This is a genomic window from Pseudomonas sp. R5(2019), assembly GCF_009905435.1.
GTDB lineage: Bacteria > Pseudomonadota > Gammaproteobacteria > Pseudomonadales > Pseudomonadaceae > Aquipseudomonas.
On the sequence record NZ_JAAAMT010000014.1, the window covers coordinates 97272 to 116296 of the forward strand.

The window sequence follows — 19025 nt, forward strand, 5'->3', positions numbered from 1 at the left end:
CTATCAGAAAACTTTGAGACAAGAAGGGCGACATTCGCTTTCGTAGCGTAAAGCGGGTCTGTTCTGTAAGATTTCCTCCCCAAACTCCTGTCTGAGAGCGCTGGTAGTGCTGCAAAATATTCGTGTTGTCCTGGTCAATACCAGCCACCCCGGTAATATCGGCGGAGCTGCGCGTGCCATGAAAAACATGGGGTTGTCGCGGCTGGTGCTGGTTGACCCGCTGTCCTTTCCCCACCATGAAGCCAGTGCTCGCGCCTCCGGTGCCGACGATGTGCTGGCGGGCGCCCAAGTGGTCGCCACCCTCGAAGAAGCGCTGGTGGGCTGCAGTGTCGTGCTCGGCACCAGTGCCCGCGACCGGCGCATTCCCTGGCCGCTGCTCGATCCGCGCGAATGCGGTACCAGGGTCGTCGAGCAGGTCGGCGAGGGTGCCGAGGTGGCGCTGGTGTTCGGTCGTGAGCATTCAGGGTTGACCAACGACGAGCTGCAGCGATGTCATTTTCACGTGCATATACCGTCGAATCCCGACTTCAGTTCGCTGAACCTTGGGGCTGCCGTGCAGGTGCTGGCGTACGAAGTGCGCATGGCCTGGCTGGCGGCACAAGGGCAGCCGACCAAGGTCGAGAAGGTTGAAGTGGCGTCGGTTCGCAGTGAAGAACTGGCGACGATGGACGAGTTGGAGCGGTTCTACGAGCATCTGGAAAAGACCCTGGTCGATATCCGTTTTCTCGACCCGGAGAATCCTCGGCACTTGATGTCGCGCCTGCGGCGTCTGTTTGCGCGTAGTTCGGTCAATCGTTCGGAAATGAATATTTTGCGCGGCATCCTTACCGAGACCCAGAAAATGGCCCGGGGCGAGCCGCATAAGCGCAAGGATCAGTGATGTTCGAACGTCTTCGTGAAGATATCCAGAGTGTGTTCCACCGTGACCCGGCTGCTCGCAATACCTTCGAGGTGTTGACCTGCTACCCCGGCATGCACGCCATCTGGCTGCATCGCGGATCGCATGCCTTGTGGCAGATGGGCTGGAAATGGCCGGCGCGGGTGATCTCCAATTTCGGTCGCTGGCTGACCGGTATCGAGATTCACCCGGGGGCCAAGGTCGGGCGGCGCTTCTTTATCGACCATGGCATGGGCATAGTCATCGGCGAAACCGCCGAAATCGGTGATGACGTCACGCTGTACCAGGGCGTGACCCTGGGCGGTACCAGTTGGAATAAAGGCAAGCGTCACCCGACGCTGGAAGACGGCGTGGTCGTCGGCGCCGGTGCTAAAGTGCTGGGTCCGTTCACGGTCGGCGCGGGCGCCAAGATCGGCTCCAACGCGGTGGTCACCAAAGCGGTACCCGCGGGTGCAACGGCGGTGGGGATTCCTGGTCGCATCATCATGAAGGCAGATGACGAACAGGAGGCCAAGCGCAAGGCCATGGCCGAGAAGATTGGTTTTGATGCCTACGGCGTCAGCGGCGACATGCCTGACCCGGTTGCACGCGCCATTGGCCAGCTGCTGGACCACTTGCATGCCGTCGATGGTCGTCTGGAAGACATGTGCGGCGCGCTGACCAGGATGGGCAGTGACTACTGCGCCAAAGAGCTGCCGGCCCTGCGTGATGAAGACTTCGCTGAGGTCAAGGGTGAGGGCTGCGACGATCGTCGAGCCGGTTGACAAAATCGGGGCGTGTGCTTATGCATCGTCTTTGCTATGATGCCGCCGCTCTTTTTGCGCCTAATTCCCGAGTGATTTGCTAGGTCTTAAAGTTGACTTAAATACTCGGGAATAGCATACTCGCCCCATTCCGAAACTCCGTGGTACTAGCCATGCGACTGACTACAAAAGGCCGATACGCCGTGACTGCCATGCTTGACCTGGCGTTGCACGCGCAGCATGGGCCGGTGTCTCTGGCCGACATTTCCGAGCGCCAAGGCATTTCCCTGTCCTACCTTGAACAGCTCTTCGCCAAGCTGCGTCGCGGCAACCTGGTTTCCAGTGTCCGTGGGCCCGGTGGTGGCTATCAGCTGTCGCGCAAGATGGACGGCATTCAGGTCGCTCAGGTGATCGACGCCGTCAACGAGTCGGTTGATGCCACTCGTTGCCAGGGATTGGGTGACTGCCATCAAGGCGACACTTGCCTGACCCACCACTTGTGGTGCGATCTCAGCCAGCAAATCCACGAATTTCTGAGCGGTATCAGCCTGGCTGATCTTGTAACCCGCCGTGAGGTGCAAGAAGTCGCCCAGCGCCAAGACCTGCGCCGCAGTTCTGGCAGGACGCCGCATCTTGAAAAGATTGAAACGTCCGCCGTCGAATGACCGCCACAGAGCGCACGACGCGCCAGCCTGATAGGAGATATTCATGAAGTTGCCGATTTACCTCGATTACTCCGCGACCACCCCGGTTGACCCGCGTGTCGCGCAAAAGATGAGCGAATGCCTGCTGGTTGACGGGAACTTCGGTAACCCGGCGTCGCGCTCTCACGTGTTCGGCTGGAAAGCCGAAGAGTCGGTCGAGAATGCCCGCCGCCAAGTCGCCGACCTGGTCAATGCCGACCCGCGCGAAATCGTCTGGACCTCCGGTGCCACCGAGTCCGACAACCTGGCCATCAAGGGCGTTGCGCACTTCTATGGCACCAAGGGCAAGCACCTGATCACCTCCAAGATCGAGCACAAGGCGGTCCTGGATACCACGCGCCAACTGGAGCGTGAAGGTTTCGAAGTCACCTACATCGAGCCAGGTTCAGATGGCCTGATCACTCCGGCCATGGTCGAAGCGGCACTGCGTGATGACACCATCCTGGTCTCGGTCATGCATGTGAACAACGAAATCGGCACCATCAACGACATCGCTGCCATCGGCGAACTGACCCGCTCGCGCGGCATCCTGTTCCACGTCGATGCCGCTCAGTCCACTGGCAAGGTCGAGATCGACCTGCAGAAACTGAAAGTCGACCTGATGTCCTTCTCTGCCCACAAAACCTACGGCCCTAAAGGCATCGGCGCGCTGTACGTCAGCCGCAAGCCTCGCGTGCGCCTGGAAGCGACCATGCACGGTGGCGGTCACGAGCGCGGCATGCGTTCGGGCACCCTGGCAACGCACCAGATCGTCGGCATGGGTGAAGCCTTCGCCATTGCCAAGGAAGAAATGGCCAGCGAAAACGCGCGCATCAAGGCCCTGGGCGACCGCTTCTTCAAGCAGGTCCAAGGCCTGGAAGAGCTGTACGTCAACGGCAGCATGACCTCGCGCGTTCCGCACAACCTGAACCTGAGCTTCAACTACGTTGAAGGCGAGTCGCTGATCATGGCTCTCAAGGACCTGGCGGTTTCGTCCGGTTCGGCCTGTACCTCCGCTTCGCTGGAGCCGTCCTATGTCCTGCGCGCCCTGGGCCGCAACGACGAGTTGGCGCACAGCTCGATTCGCTTTACCTTCGGCCGCTTCAGCACCGAAGAAGAAATTGACTACGCCGCACAGAAAGTCTGTGAGGCAGTGACCAAGCTGCGCGAGTTGTCGCCGCTGTGGGATATGTTCAAAGACGGCGTCGACATCTCCAAGATCGAGTGGGCTGCGCACTAAGTAGCTGCCGGTAAGAGCGGCTCTCTGATGAGGAAGGAATTGCACCATGGCATACAGTGAAAAGGTCATCGACCACTACGAAAATCCGCGTAACGTCGGCAAGTTGAATGCCGAAGACCCGGATGTTGGCACCGGCATGGTCGGCGCCCCGGCTTGCGGCGACGTCATGCGCCTGCAGATCAAGGTCAACGAGCAGGGCGTTATCGAAGACGCCAAGTTCAAGACCTATGGCTGCGGTTCGGCTATCGCTTCCAGCTCCCTGGCAACCGAATGGATGAAGGGCAAGACGCTGGACGAAGCAGAAACCATCAAGAACACCCAGCTGGCCGAAGAATTGGCCCTGCCGCCGGTGAAAATCCACTGCTCGGTTCTCGCCGAAGACGCCATCAAGGCCGCCGTTCGCGATTACAAGCAGAAGAAAGGTTTGCTTTAAGTCGCTTGCTTGCAAGTAAGGAGTCTCAATGGCTATCAGCATGACAGAAGCCGCCGCCAGGCACGTGCAGCGCTCCCTGGAGGGGCGTGGCAAGGGTCTCGGTATCCGCTTGGGTGTACGCACCACTGGCTGCTCCGGGCTCGCTTATGTGCTGGAGTTCGTCGATGAGGCGCAAGCCGAAGACCAGGTGTACGAGAATCACGGCGTCAAAGTGATCATCGACCCCAAGAGCCTGGTGTACCTCGATGGCACCGAACTGGATTTCGTCAAGGAAGGGTTGAACGAAGGCTTCAAGTTCAACAACCCCAACATGCGCGGTGAATGTGGCTGCGGCGAAAGCTTCAACGTCTGAGGCGGCTTGTGGGAACTCCTTGTCATTTTGCTTTGTTTGATCTGCAGCCAGGCTTTCGCCTGGATCTGGAGCAGTTGGCCACGCGCTACCGTGAACTGGCGCGCGAGGTCCACCCTGATCGATTCGCTGATGCGTCAGAGCGCGAACAGCGCGTTGCGCTGGAGCGTTCGGCTGGCCTGAACGAGGCCTACCAGACGCTCAAGAGCCCGCCCAAGCGGGCGCGATATCTGCTGTCGATCAGCGGGCATGAAGTGCCCCGGGAAGTCACCGTTCACGATCCCGAGTTTCTTTTGCAGCAGATGCAATGGCGCGAAGAACTCGAGGATCTGCAGGACGCTGGCGATCTGGACGGCATTGCTCCGTTCAAGCGGCGCCTGAAGACGGCGCAGGACGATCTGAACGAAAGCTTCGCAGCTTGCTGGAATAATGCAACGCAACGCGAGCAGGCCGAGCGCCTGATGCGGCGCATGCAGTTTCTTGACAAGCTCTCCTACGAAGTGCGCCAGTTAGAAGAGCGCCTCGACGATTAACCCAGTGCCGCCGCGCGCGGCACGCCGGATACCCTGATAAGCAATGGCCCTACTGCAGATCGCCGAACCCGGCCAAAGTCCCCAGCCTCACCAGCGCCGTCTGGCGGTCGGGATCGACTTGGGTACAACCAATTCGCTGGTCGCTGCCCTGCGCAGCGGCATCAGTGAGCCTCTTGCCGATGCCGATGGGCAGGTCATCCTGCCGTCGGCCGTGCGCTATCACGCGGACCGTATCGATGTTGGCCAGTCGGCCAAGGCGACGGCTTCCACCGACCCGTTCAACACCGTACTTTCGGTCAAGCGCCTGATGGGTCGTGGCCTGGAGGACGTCAAGCAATTGGGCGAACAGCTGCCCTATCGCTTCGTCGACGGTGAATCGCACATGCCGTTCATCGACACAGTGCAGGGGGCGAAAAGCCCGGTCGAAGTCTCGGCTGACATTCTCAAGGTGTTGCGTCAGCGTGCCGAGGCCACTTTGGGTGGCGAGTTGGTGGGGGCGGTCATCACGGTGCCGGCCTATTTCGATGACGCTCAGCGCCAGGCCACCAAGGACGCTGCGCGCCTGGCAGGCTTGAACGTGCTGCGCCTTCTGAACGAGCCGACCGCTGCGGCAGTGGCCTACGGTCTGGATCAGAACGCCGAGGGCCTGGTTGCCATCTACGACCTGGGCGGTGGCACCTTCGATATTTCCATTCTGCGCCTGACCGGCGGTGTCTTCGAGGTATTGGCCACTGGCGGCGACAGCGCCCTGGGCGGCGATGACTTTGACCACGCGATCGCGACCTGGATTGTCGAGCAGGCGGGCCTGTCCTCCGATCTCGACCCGGGCACCCAGCGCGAGCTGCTGCAAACCGCCTGCGCGGCCAAGGAAGCACTGACCGCCGCAGAGGTTGTGGAAGTGGTTCACGGCGCCTGGCGCGCCGAACTGACCCGTGAGGCCTTCAATGCGCTGATCGCACCGATGGTTTCCCGCAGTCTCAAGGCCTGCCGTCGCGCCGTGCGTGATGGTGGCATCGAGATCGACGAAATCGGTGCGGTGGTCATGGTCGGTGGTTCGACCCGCGTACCGCGGGTTCGCGATGCGGTCGCCGAGCTGTTTGGTCGCCAGCCGTTGACCGAGATCGACCCGGATCAAGTCGTCGCCATTGGTGCTGCCATTCAGGCTGATACCCTGGCCGGCAACAAGCGTGACGGTGACGAGCTGTTGCTGCTGGACGTGATTCCCCTGTCCCTGGGCCTGGAAACCATGGGTGGCCTGATGGAGAAGGTGATCCCGCGCAATACCACGATCCCGGTGGCGCGCGCTCAGGAATTCACCACCTATAAAGACGGCCAGTCGGCCATGATGATTCACGTGTTGCAGGGCGAGCGCGAGCTGATCAGCGACTGCCGCTCCCTGGCGCGTTTCGAATTGCGTGGTATTCCGGCCATGGTTGCCGGTGCGGCGAAAATCCGCGTGACTTTCCAGGTCGACGCCGATGGCCTGCTCAGCGTGTCCGCCCGCGAGCTGGGTTCGGGCGTCGAATCGAGCATTCAGGTCAAGCCGTCCTACGGCCTGACCGACGGTGAGATTACCCGGATGCTCAAGGACTCCTTCGAATATGCAGGCCGCGACAAGGTGGCGCGCCAATTGCGCGAGCACCAGGTCGATGCCGAGCGCCTGCTCGAAGCGGTGCAGGGCGCCCTGGAAGCCGACGGCGAGCGCTTGCTCGATGTCGACGAGCGTCTGGCGATCGAGCACCAAATGCAAGAATTGCGTGATTTGATCAGCGGTACCGATGGCGCGGCCATCGAACAGCAGACCCGGCGTCTGTCGCAAGTGACCGATGCCTTTGCCGCCCGCCGCCTTGATTCGACGGTGAAAGCCGCACTGGCCGGGCGCAACCTGAATGAGATTGAGGAATAACGATGCCGCAGGTGATTTTTCTGCCTCACGAGAGGTTTTGCCCGGAGGGTATGGTTGTGGAGGCTGAGGCCGGTATCTCCATTCTCGAGCTGGCCCATGAACACCATATCGAGATGGAAAGTGCCTGCGGTGGCGTCTGTGCGTGCACCACGTGTCATTGCATCATTCGTGAAGGCTTTGGCTCGCTGGAAGAAGCCGATGAGCTGGAAGAGGACTATCTCGACAAGGCCTGGGGCCTTGAGGCGCAATCGCGCCTGGCCTGCCAGGCCAAGGTCGGCACGGAAGACCTGACCGTCGAAATTCCGAAATACTCGCTCAACCATGCCGCCGAAGCGCCGCACTGATCCAAGGGAGCTGTCATGAGTCTGAAGTGGACTGATGTACTGGAAATCGCGATCCAGCTGGCTGAATCCAAGCCGGATGTTGATCCAATGTCGGTCAATTTCGTCGATCTGCGTAAGTGGGTCATGGAATTGCCCGAGTTTGACGATAAGCCTGATCACTGCGGCGAAAAGATTCTGGAGGCCATTCAGGCCCACTGGATCGAAGAGCGCGACTGACGCACGCCGCAGGTTAGGCAATACCCAAGAACCCGCGTATAATTCGCGGGTTTAATTTTTCGCTTCACTTACTGTTTCTGGAGTTACACCATGGCTGTTCAACGTACTTTCTCGATCATCAAGCCTGACGCCGTTGCCAAGAACGTGATCGGCAAGATCACCACTCGTTTCGAAGAAGCTGGCCTGAAAATCGTTGCTTCGAAAATCAAGCAACTGTCCAAAGCCGAAGCCGAAGGCTTCTACGCTGAGCACAGCGCTCGTGGCTTCTTCGGCGACCTGGTTGCCTTCATGACTTCCGGTCCAGTCGTTGTCCAGGTTCTGGAAGGCGAGAACGCTATCGCTCTGAACCGTGAGCTGATGGGCGCTACCAACCCTAAAGAAGCTGCTGCCGGCACCATCCGTGCTGACTTCGCCGAGTCCATCGACGCCAACGCCGTTCACGGTTCGGACTCCGAAGCCGCTGCTGCTCGCGAAATCGCTTACTTCTTCGCAGCTACCGAGGTAACCACTCGCTAAGCGAAAGCTTGTGAGTGAGGGTGAATCCATGACGACATCGACTGGCAAAATCAACCTGTTGGGGCTTACCCAGCCGGAAATGGAACAATTCTTCGACTCAATCGGGGAGAAGCGCTTCCGTGCCGGTCAGGTAATGAAATGGATTCACCACTTTGGCGTCGATGATTTCGACGCCATGACGAACGTCGGCAAGGCCCTGCGCGAAAAGCTCAAGGCTGTTGCCGAGGTCCGTGGTCCTGAAGTGGTCAGCGAGGACATCTCCACCGACGGCACCCGTAAATGGGTGGTGCGTGTGGCGTCCGGCAGCTGCGTCGAGACCGTGTACATTCCCCAGGGCAAACGTGGCACCTTGTGCGTTTCGTCCCAGGCAGGCTGTGCCCTGGACTGCAGTTTCTGCTCCACCGGCAAGCAAGGATTCAACAGCAACCTCACCGCCGCCGAAGTCATCGGCCAGGTGTGGATTGCCAACAAGTCGTTCGGCAGCGTACCGGCCACCATCGACCGTGCCATCACCAACGTGGTGATGATGGGCATGGGCGAGCCACTGCTGAACTTCGACAACGTCATCGCCGCCATGCGGCTGATGATGGACGACCTGGGCTATGGCATCTCCAAACGCCGGGTCACCCTGTCGACCTCCGGCGTCGTGCCGATGATCGACGTGCTCGCCGATCATATCGACGTCTCCCTGGCCCTGTCGCTGCATGCACCCAACGATGCATTGCGTAACCAGCTGGTGCCGATCAACAAGAAATATCCACTCAAGATGTTGCTGGAGTCGTGCCAGCGCTACATGTCCCAACTGGGCGAGAAGCGCGTGCTGACCATCGAGTACACCTTGCTCAAGGACGTCAACGACAAGCTCGAACACGCGGTGGAGATGGTCGAACTGCTCAAGAACGTGCCTTGCAAGATCAACCTGATCCCCTTCAACCCGTTCCCGCATTCGGGTTACGAGCGGCCGAGCAACAATGCCATTCGTCGCTTCCAGGATCACTTGCATCATGCAGGCTTCAATGTCACGGTGCGTACCACCCGCGGTGAAGACATCGACGCCGCCTGTGGTCAATTGGTAGGGCAGGTGATGGACCGCACCCGCCGCAGCGAGCGTTACATTGCCGTTCGTCAGCTCAATGCTGATGGCGATGTGGCGCAGAGCGCTACGGACCGTAGCTAAAGAGAGGATCTCCATGACCCTGCGCGCAGCGCTGCTGATGGTGTTGGTTTCCACGCTTGCAGGTTGTGTTTCCACCGGGAATGTAAACCCGATGGAGACCGGCAAGGGCCGCGACGAAGCGCGCCAGGCTTATGTGCAGCTGGGGCTTGGGTATCTGCAGCAGGGTCTGACCGAACGCGCCAAGATACCCTTGAAAAAAGCGCTCGAGCTGGACAGCGGCGACGCCGATGCCAACGCGGCATTGGCGTTGGTGTTTCAGACCGAACTGGAACCGGAACTGGCCACCGAGCATTATCGCAAGGCACTGGCTGCACGGCCGAACGATGCGCGTATCCTGAACAATTACGGCAGCTTCCTGTACAAGCAAAAACAGTACAAAGAGGCCGCTGCCCTGTTTCAAAAGGCCGCTGCGGACAACCTCTACCCCGAGCGTTCGCGTGTGTTTGAAAACCTGGGGGTGACGGCGTTGATGCTGGGCGAGCGTGAAGAGGCCCGGCAACAGCTGGAAAAGGCCCTGCGCCTGAACCGTCAGCAACCCCGGGCGTTGCTGGCACTGGCGCAGTTGTCATATGAAGACAAGCACTACGTGCCGGCCCGCGACCTGTACACCCGTTATAAACAGTTGAGTGAACAGAACGCCCGTAGCCTGCTCTTGGGTATACGCCTGGCAAATGTGTTCGATGACCGGAACAAGGCCGCCAGTTACGGCCTGCAACTAAAAAGACTCTATCCCGGTACGCCGGAATATCAGCAATACCTGTCGGAGCAATGATGAAAGCGGCGCATCCCGAAGTTGTAGCAGCGACTCGCATGAACCCCGGTGAGACCCTGCGCCAGGCCCGCGAGAGCATGAATTGGTCGCTGGCGCAAGTCGCGGTGAAACTCAACCTCACCCAGGCGTCCTTGAGCAATCTTGAAGCAGGCGCCTTCGACAAACTGCCTGGGCATACCTTCGCGCGCGGATACATCCGTGCCTACGCCAAATTGCTCGGCATGGATCAAGCCGTTCTGGTTCAGGCCTTCGACCAATACACCGGTACCGACGCCCATGGCAGCAATGTCCACAGCCTGGGCCGGATCGAAGAGCCGGTGCGTCTCTCGCACAATATTCTGCGGATCGTCAGTTTGGTGATGCTGGTGATCGTGGTCGGCGGTGGCTTCCTCTGGTGGCAAGACCAGTCCACCCTGCGTGGCAAGGACCTGGCCAACCTGGCCATGGAGCACGTTGAAGTCGAAAGCGCCGACGGCACCACCCAGATTCACCCGCTCGACGAGCCTGAAGACCAGGCCGTTGAAGCCTCGCAGCAGGGCGAAACCACCACCCTGAGCCTGGGGTCGGCGCAAGCGCCGGCCGACTCGGTTGCGGCTCCCGCTACCCCGTACGCACCTCAGGTTGCGCCGGTCGCCCCTGGAGCGCCGCAGACCACCGTTGGCACGTTGGCCCCTGCAGCAGTGCCTGCTCCGGTTGTGCCGGCCGCGGTGCCTGCGACCCCGGCCGCACCTGCCACGGCCGCAGCAACCCCGGCCCCGACCGCACCGGTTGCGGGCACCGGCCAGCTGACGCTGAAATTTGTCGCCGATTGCTGGACCCAGGTGACCGACGGCAACGGCAAGGTTCTGTTCAGTGGTCTCAAGCGCAAGGGTCAGACCGCCGAACTCAGTGGCAAACCACCATTCTCGCTGCGTCTGGGCTATGCCCGCGGTGCGCAGGTGACCTACAACGGTCAGCCTGTGGACGTGGCACCGTTCACCAATGGCGGGACCGCTCGCCTGAAGTTGGGGCAATAAGTCATGCACGGTGAATCTCCAATCAAGCGTCGTGAGTCGCGGAAAATCTGGGTAGGCAATGTTCCGGTTGGTGGCGATGCGCCCATCGCGGTCCAGAGCATGACCAATACCGACACCAACGATGTCGCCGCGACCGTCGCACAGATCAATCGTCTGGTGGATGCCGGTGTCGACATTGTTCGGATCTCGGTACCGGACATGGACGCGGCAGAAGCTTTCGGCAAGATCAAGCAACTGGTGTCCGTCCCGCTGGTAGCCGACATTCACTTCGATTACCGCATCGCCCTGCGCGTTGCCGAATTGGGCGTGGATTGCCTGCGTATCAACCCGGGCAACATCGGTCGTGAAGACCGTGTGCGGGCCGTGGTCGATGCCGCCCGCGACCGCGGTATCCCGATCCGCATCGGTGTGAACGCCGGCTCCCTGGAAAAGGACCTGCAAAAGAAATACGGCGAGCCGACCCCGGCCGCGCTGGTCGAGTCGGCCCTGCGCCATGTCGAGCATCTTGATCGCCTGGATTTCCAGGACTTCAAGGTCAGCGTCAAGGCCTCCGACGTGTTCATGGCGGTCGAAGCCTACCGCCTGCTGGCCAAACAGATCATCCAGCCGCTGCACCTGGGCATCACTGAAGCCGGTGGCCTGCGTTCCGGCACGGTGAAATCCGCCGTCGGCCTCGGTATGCTGCTTGCCGACGGGATTGGCGATACTATTCGCATCTCGCTGGCGGCTGACCCGGTCGAGGAAGTGAAAGTTGGCTACGACATCCTCAAGTCCCTGCACCTGCGTTCGCGTGGCATCAACTTCATCGCCTGCCCGAGTTGCTCGCGGCAGAACTTCGATGTGGTCAAGACCATGAATGAGCTGGAAGGGCGCCTGGAAGACCTGCTGGTGCCACTGGATGTGGCGGTGATCGGATGCGTCGTGAACGGGCCGGGTGAAGCCAAGGAGGCCCATGTCGGCCTGACCGGTGGCACGCCCAACCTGATTTACATCGACGGCAAGCCAGCGCAAAAACTGACCAACGACAACCTGGTGGACGAGCTGGAAAAGCTCATCCGGCAGAAGGCGGCCGAAAAGGTCGAAGCCGACGCGGCGCTGATCGCCCGCGGCTAATGACCACGCTGTTATAAGAATCGCTAAGGATTTTCTGTGAGCAAATCTCTGCAAGCCATCCGGGGCATGAATGACATCCTGCCCGAGCAGACCCCGTTGTGGCGCTATTTCGAAAGCACCGTGGCTGGCCTGCTGGACAACTACGGCTACCGCCAGATCCGCATGCCGATCGTCGAATTCACCGAGCTGTTCAAGCGCTCGATCGGTGAAGTGACCGATATCGTCGAAAAAGAGATGTACACCTTCGCGGACCGCAACGGCGATTCGCTGACCCTGCGTCCTGAAGGGACGGCCGCCTGCGTGCGTGCCGTGCTGGAGCATGGCATCACCGGCGGTGGCCAGGTCCAGAAACTCTGGTACATCGGCCCGATGTTCCGCCATGAGCGTCCACAAAAAGGCCGTTACCGCCAGTTCCATCAGATCGGCGTGGAGGTGTTCAACCTCGACGGTCCCGACATCGACGCCGAGCTGATCGCGCTGACCTGGCGTCTCTGGGGCCAGCTGGGCATCCGTGACGCAGTCAAGCTGGAGCTCAACAGCCTGGGCACCAGCGAGGCCCGTGGTCGCTACCGCGATGCACTGGTCAGCTACCTCAACGAGCGTATCGAGCTGCTGGATGAAGACAGCAAGCGCCGCCTGACCAGCAACCCGCTGCGTATCCTCGACACCAAGGTCCAGCAAACCCAGGCATTGCTGATCGATGCGCCGAAACTGGCCGACTACCTCGACGAGGAATCGCGCCTGCACTTCGACGGCCTGAAGGCTCGCCTGGACGCCGCCGGCATTCCTTACGTGATCAACCCCAAACTGGTCCGGGGCCTGGATTACTACAGCAAAACCGTATTCGAGTGGGTCACCGACAAGTTGGGTGCCCAGGGCACCGTGTGTGCCGGCGGCCGTTATGACGGCCTGGTCGAACAGATGGGCGGCAAGCCGACCACGGGCGTTGGTTTCGCCATGGGTATCGAGCGCTTGATCCTGATGCTGGAAACCCTTGAGCAGATCCCTGAGTCGATTGCCCGCCAGGTGGACGTTTACCTGTGCGCCTTCGGCGAGCAGGCCGAACTCGCCGGGCTGACATTGACCGAGCGCCTGCGTGACGCACTGCCGAACCTGCGCCTGCAGGTCAATGCCGGTGCCGGCAGCTTCAAGAGCCAGTTCAAGAAGGCAGACAAGAGCGGTGCGCTCTACGCCTTGATCCTGGGGGACGACGAACTGGCGCAACAAGTGGTAGGTTTCAAACCCCTGCGTGGCCAGGGCGAACAACAAAACATTGCCTGGGATGCTCTGGCCGAGCACCTGGCGACCTGCGTCGTGCAGGGTTGAAGCTGGCTAACAGCCGATTAAGCGAATAGGAGTATTGGGGTGTCGAGTACCGAAGATGAACAGCTGGCGTCGTTGAAGGACTGGTGGCAGCGTAACGGCAAGCCCCTGGCGACCGGCGTCTTGCTCGCGGCAGTGGTCGTGCTTGGCTGGAATGCCTGGCACAAGTACCAGGGCAATCAATCCCAGGGCGCATCGAACCTTTATCAGGCCTTGCTGGAAACGACCCTGACCCCGACCGGCCAGCCCGACGCGGGCAAGGTCGCGGAACTGGCCGGCAAGCTCAAGAGCGAATACGGTGGCTCGGCATACGCGCAGTACGCCGGCCTGTTCGTGGCCAAGGTGGCCGTCGATACCGGCAAGCTGGCCGACGCCGCCGCAGAATTGAAGACCATCCTCGACAAGCCGGCCGACGCTACCCTGGGCGAGATTGCCCGTCAGCGCCTGGCCCGTGTCATGGCTGCGCAGAACAAGGCTGAAGAGGCCCTGAAACTGCTGGAAGGCGATGCCGACAAGGCGTTCCAGGCCAGCCGTGAAGAGCTCAAGGGCGACCTGCTGGTGCAACTGGGCCGCAGCGACGAAGCCTATGCGGCCTACAAGAACGCCAAGGCCGCACTGTCGGATGACGCCGCGGTAGGTAGCCTGCAACTCAAGCTCGACGACCTGGCCAAAGGGGACGCGTGACGTGATCGGTTGGAAACAAGCAGCAGTGCTGGCCCTGGCCGTTATGGCCGTGGGTTGCAGCAGTAACAGCAAAAAGGAACTGCCTCCTGCCGAACTGACCTCCTTCAACGAAGAAGTGGTGCTCAAGAAGCAATGGAGTCGCTCGATCGGTGACGGTCAGGGTGAAACCTTCAACATGCTGGTTCCGGCGGTCGAGAACGACCGTATCTACGCCGCAGATGTAACGGGCGTGGTCATGGCGCTGGATCGCATGAACGGTGACGTGGCCTGGAAGAAAGACCTCGAACTGCCGGTTTCTGGTGCAGTCGGCGTCGGCTACGGCATGGTCTTGCTCGGTACCCTCAAGGGCGAAGTGATTGCCCTGGATGCCAGCACCGGCGAGCAGAAGTGGAAGGCTCGGGTCACGAGTGAAGTATTGGCCCCGCCTGCCACCAACGGTGATGTGGTCGTGGTGCAAACCCAGGATGACCGTATCATCGGCCTGGACGCCGCTTCCGGCAGCCAGCGCTGGATCTACGAAAGCACGCCTGCGGTGCTGACCCTGCGCGGTACTGGCGCGCCGATCGTGACCAACCGTCTGGCCGTTGCTGGCCTGTCGACTGGCAAGGTCATCGCGCTGGACACCCAGAACGGCGTGCCGGTCTGGGAACAGCGGATTGCCATTCCGCAAGGCCGTTCGGAGCTTGATCGGGTCGTCGACATCGACGGTGGCTTGCTGCTGTCCGGGGGTGTCCTGTACGTTTCCACCTATCAGGGCCGCGTGGCGGGCCTGGAGCTGGAAAGCGGCCGGGTCCTGTGGCAGAAGGATGCTTCCAGCTACGTGGGCGTTGCCCAGGGGTTCGGTAGTGTTTACGTGAGTGCGGCATCGGGCACTGTCGAAGGGATCGACGAGCGCTCGTCCACCGCACTGTGGAGCAACGACTCGCTGGCTCGTCGCCAGCTGTCGGCACCGGAAGTGTTTTCCAGCTACGTCGCCGTCGGTGATCTGGAAGGCTACCTGCACCTGCTCAGCCAGGTGGACGGCCGCTTTGTCGGCCGTGAGCGCATCGACAGCGATGGCCTGCGCGCACGCCCGCTGGTGGTGGGCGACATGATTTATGTGTTTGGTAACAGCGGCAAGCTCGAAGCGCTGACCATTCGCTGAGTCTATGCTTGAGGCCAGTATTGGCCTTGGGCTGCGGCACCCTGGGGTGCCGCTTCGAACTCAGGCCGCTGCAGTGCAGCGGCTTTTGTATTTTCTGAAATAACGCAGTGGAGAGCCGCATGGTTCCCGTAATCGCCTTGGTGGGTCGACCGAACGTCGGCAAGTCCACCATGTTCAACCGCCTGACCAAGACCCGCGACGCCATCGTCGGGGACCTGTCTGGTCTGACCCGTGATCGCCAATACGGTGAGGCGCGCTGGCAAGGGCGTTCCTACATTCTGGTCGACACCGGCGGCATTTCCGGTGACGAGCACGGCATGGACGAAAAAATGGCCGAGCAGTCGCTGCTGGCCATTGAAGAAGCCGATGTGGTGCTGTTCCTGGTCGATGCCCGTGCCGGTTTCACCGCCGCCGACCAGATGATTGCCGAGCACCTTCGCAAGCGCAACAAACGCTCGTTGCTGGTGGCCAACAAGATCGACAACATCGATCCGGAAATGGCCCGCGCCGAGTTCGCGCCATTGGGCATGGGCCACGCCATTGGTGTTGCCGGTGCGCAAGGCCGTGGCGTCAACGCCCTGCTGGAAGCCGCCCTGAGCGAGTTCCCGCGTGACGTCGAGGAAGAAGACCTCGGCGCCAACGTTGCCGAAGGTGAAGAACAGGTCCGCATTCCTGGCCCGAGTGAAAAAGATGGCATCAAGATCGCCATCATCGGCCGCCCGAACGTCGGCAAGTCGACCCTGGTCAACCGCATGCTCGGTGAAGATCGGGTAATCGTTTATGACCAGCCTGGCACCACCCGCGACAGTATCTACATTCCCTTCGAGCGTAACGAAGAGAAGTACACCCTGATCGACACCGCCGGTGTGCGCAAGCGCGGCAAGATCCACGAGGAAGTTGAAAAGTTCTCGGTGGTCAAAACCCTGCAGGCGATCAAAGACGCCAACGTGGTGATCTTCGTCATGGACGCCCGGGAAGGGGTGGTCGATCACGACCTGAACCTGCTGGGCTTCGCCCTGGAAGCCGGTCGCGCCATCGTCATCGCCCTGAACAAATGGGACGGCATGCAGCCAGGCGAGCGCGACTACGTAAAGACCGAGCTTGAACGCCGGTTGTTCTTCGTCGACTTCGCTGACATCCACTTCATCTCGGCGCTGCACGGCACGGGTGTGGGCAACCTGTATCAATCGGTGCAGGCATCGTTCAAGTCGGCGATCACTCGCTGGCCGACCAGCCGCCTGACCCAGATCCTCGAAGACGCCGTCGGCGAGCACCAGCCGCCGATGGTCAACAGTCGCCGGATCAAGCTGCGTTACGCTCACTTGGGTGGCGCCAACCCGCCGCTGATCGTGATCCACGGCAACCAGGTCGAGAAAGTACCAAAGTCGTATGTCCGTTACCTTGAAAACACCTATCGCCGGGTGTTGAAGCTGGTCGGCACGCCGATCCGCATCGAATTCAAGGGCGGTGAGAACCCGTACGAAGGCAACAAGAACACGCTGACCGACCGCCAGGTTAACAAGAAGCGTCGTTTGATGTCGCACCACAAAAAGGCCGAGAAAAAGCGCCGCGACAAGCGCTGATTCTGTATACGCTGCTACTGGTGCCTTGTAGGAGCGGACCTGGCCGCGCTGGGCTGCGGAGCAGCCCCGGGGGCCGCTGCGCGCCCCATCGCGGCCAGGTCCGCTCCTACACCAGGCCTTGCAGCGCCTTTTGCCCAGCGGCTATGCTCCAGGACTCCCCCGCGCCGCAGTGAGCCGGGTGTCTTGCAGGAAAGGCCCATGATCAGCAGTAAGTTGCCGAATGTCGGCACGACCATCTTCACCCGCATGTCCCAGCTTGCCGTTGAAACCGGTGCGCTGAACCTGTCCCAGGGCTTCCCCGATTTCGACGGGCCGCAAGCATTGCGCGACGCCGTGGCGGCGCACATCAATGCAGGCCACAATCAGTATTCACCCATGACCGGTTTGCCGGCCCTGCGCGAGCAGGTGGCGGCCAAGATCGCCCGCAGCTATGGCGTAACGGTCAACGCCGATACCGAAATAACCATTACGCCCGGCGCCACCCAGGCGATTTTCTGCGCCATTCAGGCGGTGATCCGCGCCGGTGACGAAGTCATCGTCTTCGACCCGTGCTACGACAGCTATGAACCCTCGGTGGAGCTTGCTGGCGGTCGTTGCGTGCACGTTCAGCTGGGTTCGGCGGATTTCGCCATCGACTGGGAAAAACTTGAGCAAGCGCTCAGCCCGCGCACGCGGATGATCATCCTCAATACCCCGCACAATCCCAGCGGTGCGTTGGTTACCCGCGCCGAACTCGACCAGTTGGCGGCATTGATCGCCAACCGCGATATCTACCTGATCAGTGATGAGGTCTACGAGCATCTGGTGTACGACGGCCTGCCTCACGTGAGCGTGCTGGCGCATGCCGAGCTTTATCAGCGTGCCTTCGTGGTCAGCTCATTCGGCAAGACCTATCACGTCACCGGCTGGAAGACCGGTTACGTGGTGGCGCCCCCGGCCTTGAGCGTCGAGCTGCGCAAGGTTCACCAGTACGTCAGTTTTTGTGGTGTGACGCCGTTGCAGTGGGGGCTGGCCGACTTCATGGCGGCGCACCCGGAGCATGTCGAGGCGTTGCCGGCGTTCTACCAGGCCAAGCGTGACCTGTTCTGCGATTTGCTCGATTCGTCGCGTTTTACCTTCAAGCGCACCCCGGGCACCTACTTCCAGTTGGTGGATTATTCGGCGATTCGCCCTGACCTGAGCGATGTCGACATGGCCCTTTGGCTGACCCGTGAGCACGGTGTGGCATCCATTCCGGTTTCCGTGTTCTGCCAGCAGCCCGTTGCTGACCAGCGTCTGGTCCGCCTGTGTTTCGCCAAACGCGAGGAGACGCTGCGAGAAGCAGCGGAAAAACTATGCGCGATCTGAGCAGTTTGCCAAACCTGAACCTGGCGTTGATTCAAACCACCTTGGCCTGGCACGATCGCACCGCCAACCTTGAACACTTCGAGGGTCTGCTGGAGCAGGCGCGTGGGGCGGATCTGATTATCCTGCCGGAGATGTTCACCACCGGTTTTTCCATGAACTCCGAAGACCTGGCGGAGCCTGAAAATGGCCCGACCTCCAAATGGTTGAAAGCCCAGGCCAAAAAGCTGGATGCCGTGGTCACCGGCAGTGTGATCATTCAGGCCGCCGACGGCAGCCACCGCAACCGCCTGCTCTGGGCGCGCCCGGATGGCGAGTTGCTGCACTACGACAAGCGGCACCTGTTTCGCATGGCGGGCGAGCACAAGCACTACACGCCCGGTGAGCGTCAGGTTCAGTTCGAGCTCAAGGGCTGGCGGATTCGTCCGCTGATTTGCTATGACCTGCGCTTCCCGGTCTGGAGTCGTGACGCCCAGGACACCGACCTGATCCTCTACACCGCCAACTGGCCTGGTGCTCGCCGCTTGCACTGGAACCGGTTGCTGCCGGCCCGGGCGATTGAAAACCTCTGCTATGTGGCGGCGGTCAACCGCGTCGGGACCGATGGAAAAGGCTTTGCCTATACCGGCGATAGTCAGGTACTGGATTTCCAGGGTGAGAGCCTGCTGAGCGCGGGGGAGGCCGATGGGGTGTTCCAGGTCTGCCTGAGCGCTGCGGAACTGGCGGCGTACCGGACCCGCTTCCCGGCCAACCTGGATGCCGATACCTTCGAGCTGCATTGAGGTATGGCATTAAAAGCATCGCGGGCAAGCCCTGCTCCACAATCCAGTAGGAGCCAGGCTTGCCTCAATGCCGGTCAGTTAAGGGATGAAGCGCCGAAATCCATGTAGGAGCGGACCTGGCCGCGATGGGCCGCGCAGCGGCCCCGGAGGCCATTGGCATCTGTGATTGAGCCAGCGAGTGCAGGTGATTTCAGAATCGCCGGGGCCGCTTCGCAGCCCATCGCGG

At 60.9% G+C, this 19025-nt stretch carries 21 protein-coding genes; all 21 read left to right on the forward strand.

Features of this window, described 5'->3' with window-relative positions:
* Nucleotides 1-106: 106 nt before the first annotated feature.
* The 21 genes from trmJ to GUY40_RS12145 all read left to right on the forward strand — a co-directional run bounded on the left by trmJ (nt 107) and on the right by GUY40_RS12145 (nt 18799).
* A complete protein-coding gene (trmJ, locus tag GUY40_RS12045; protein WP_166569170.1) occupies nt 107-880 on the forward strand; it encodes a tRNA (cytosine(32)/uridine(32)-2'-O)-methyltransferase TrmJ in 774 nt (257 codons plus the stop codon).
* Nucleotides 880-1662: a serine O-acetyltransferase gene (cysE, locus tag GUY40_RS12050; protein WP_166569171.1), complete on the forward strand. Its 783-nt coding sequence runs from the start codon at nt 880-882 to the stop codon at nt 1660-1662. The genes trmJ and cysE overlap by 1 nt, the downstream gene beginning before the upstream one ends.
* A gap of 152 nt (nt 1663-1814) precedes the next feature.
* Nucleotides 1815-2306, forward strand: coding sequence for a Fe-S cluster assembly transcriptional regulator IscR (gene iscR, locus GUY40_RS12055; protein WP_166569172.1), 492 nt, complete (start codon nt 1815-1817; stop codon nt 2304-2306).
* A 43-nt stretch (nt 2307-2349) separates the two neighbouring features.
* Nucleotides 2350-3564 (forward strand): IscS subfamily cysteine desulfurase, encoded by a 1215-nt coding sequence (locus GUY40_RS12060; RefSeq protein ID WP_166569173.1) that lies wholly within the window; start codon nt 2350-2352, stop codon nt 3562-3564.
* 46 nt (nt 3565-3610) lie between these two features.
* Complete coding sequence (gene iscU, locus GUY40_RS12065; RefSeq protein WP_166569174.1) at nt 3611-3997, forward strand: Fe-S cluster assembly scaffold IscU; 387 nt, start codon at nt 3611-3613, stop codon at nt 3995-3997.
* Nucleotides 3998-4025: 28 nt separating this feature from the next.
* A complete protein-coding gene (iscA, locus tag GUY40_RS12070) occupies nt 4026-4349 on the forward strand; it encodes an iron-sulfur cluster assembly protein IscA (RefSeq protein ID WP_166569175.1) in 324 nt (107 codons plus the stop codon).
* 8 nt (nt 4350-4357) lie between these two features.
* Nucleotides 4358-4879 (forward strand): co-chaperone HscB, encoded by a 522-nt coding sequence (hscB, locus tag GUY40_RS12075; protein ID WP_166569192.1) that lies wholly within the window; start codon nt 4358-4360, stop codon nt 4877-4879.
* A gap of 43 nt (nt 4880-4922) precedes the next feature.
* Entirely contained in the window at nt 4923-6785 is a 1863-nt protein-coding gene (gene hscA / locus GUY40_RS12080) for a Fe-S protein assembly chaperone HscA (protein WP_166569176.1), read from the forward strand.
* A 2-nt stretch (nt 6786-6787) separates the two neighbouring features.
* Nucleotides 6788-7129 (forward strand): ISC system 2Fe-2S type ferredoxin, encoded by a 342-nt coding sequence (gene fdx / locus GUY40_RS12085; protein WP_166569177.1) that lies wholly within the window; start codon nt 6788-6790, stop codon nt 7127-7129.
* A gap of 15 nt (nt 7130-7144) precedes the next feature.
* Nucleotides 7145-7345 (forward strand): Fe-S cluster assembly protein IscX, encoded by a 201-nt coding sequence (iscX, locus tag GUY40_RS12090; protein ID WP_166569178.1) that lies wholly within the window; start codon nt 7145-7147, stop codon nt 7343-7345.
* A 90-nt stretch (nt 7346-7435) separates the two neighbouring features.
* Entirely contained in the window at nt 7436-7861 is a 426-nt protein-coding gene (ndk, locus tag GUY40_RS12095) for a nucleoside-diphosphate kinase (RefSeq protein WP_008092560.1), read from the forward strand.
* Nucleotides 7862-7889: 28 nt separating this feature from the next.
* Nucleotides 7890-9038, forward strand: coding sequence for a 23S rRNA (adenine(2503)-C(2))-methyltransferase RlmN (gene rlmN, locus GUY40_RS12100; protein WP_166569179.1), 1149 nt, complete (start codon nt 7890-7892; stop codon nt 9036-9038).
* 13 nt (nt 9039-9051) lie between these two features.
* Nucleotides 9052-9810 (forward strand): type IV pilus biogenesis/stability protein PilW, encoded by a 759-nt coding sequence (pilW, locus tag GUY40_RS12105; protein ID WP_166569180.1) that lies wholly within the window; start codon nt 9052-9054, stop codon nt 9808-9810.
* Nucleotides 9810-10826: a RodZ family helix-turn-helix domain-containing protein gene (locus tag GUY40_RS12110; RefSeq protein WP_166569181.1), complete on the forward strand. Its 1017-nt coding sequence runs from the start codon at nt 9810-9812 to the stop codon at nt 10824-10826. Before pilW ends, GUY40_RS12110 begins: the two co-directional genes overlap by 1 nt.
* Nucleotides 10827-10829: 3 nt before the next feature.
* A complete protein-coding gene (ispG, locus tag GUY40_RS12115) occupies nt 10830-11939 on the forward strand; it encodes a flavodoxin-dependent (E)-4-hydroxy-3-methylbut-2-enyl-diphosphate synthase (protein WP_166569182.1) in 1110 nt (369 codons plus the stop codon).
* A gap of 36 nt (nt 11940-11975) precedes the next feature.
* The gene (hisS, locus tag GUY40_RS12120; RefSeq protein ID WP_166569183.1) at nt 11976-13265 is read left to right on the forward strand and encodes a histidine--tRNA ligase; all 1290 of its coding nucleotides are present in this window, start codon (nt 11976-11978) and stop codon (nt 13263-13265) included.
* Nucleotides 13266-13304: 39 nt separating this feature from the next.
* Nucleotides 13305-13946: a tetratricopeptide repeat protein gene (locus GUY40_RS12125; protein WP_166569184.1), complete on the forward strand. Its 642-nt coding sequence runs from the start codon at nt 13305-13307 to the stop codon at nt 13944-13946.
* A 1-nt stretch (nt 13947) separates the two neighbouring features.
* Nucleotides 13948-15090, forward strand: a complete 1143-nt coding sequence (gene bamB / locus GUY40_RS12130; RefSeq protein WP_166569185.1) for an outer membrane protein assembly factor BamB — start codon at nt 13948-13950, stop codon at nt 15088-15090.
* 119 nt (nt 15091-15209) lie between these two features.
* The gene (gene der, locus GUY40_RS12135; RefSeq protein WP_166569186.1) at nt 15210-16673 is read left to right on the forward strand and encodes a ribosome biogenesis GTPase Der; all 1464 of its coding nucleotides are present in this window, start codon (nt 15210-15212) and stop codon (nt 16671-16673) included.
* A 198-nt stretch (nt 16674-16871) separates the two neighbouring features.
* Nucleotides 16872-18020, forward strand: coding sequence for a pyridoxal phosphate-dependent aminotransferase (locus GUY40_RS12140; protein WP_166569187.1), 1149 nt, complete (start codon nt 16872-16874; stop codon nt 18018-18020).
* Nucleotides 18008-18799, forward strand: a complete 792-nt coding sequence (locus GUY40_RS12145) for an amidohydrolase (protein WP_166569188.1) — start codon at nt 18008-18010, stop codon at nt 18797-18799. Before GUY40_RS12140 ends, GUY40_RS12145 begins: the two co-directional genes overlap by 13 nt.
* Nucleotides 18800-19025: the final 226 nt, after the last annotated feature.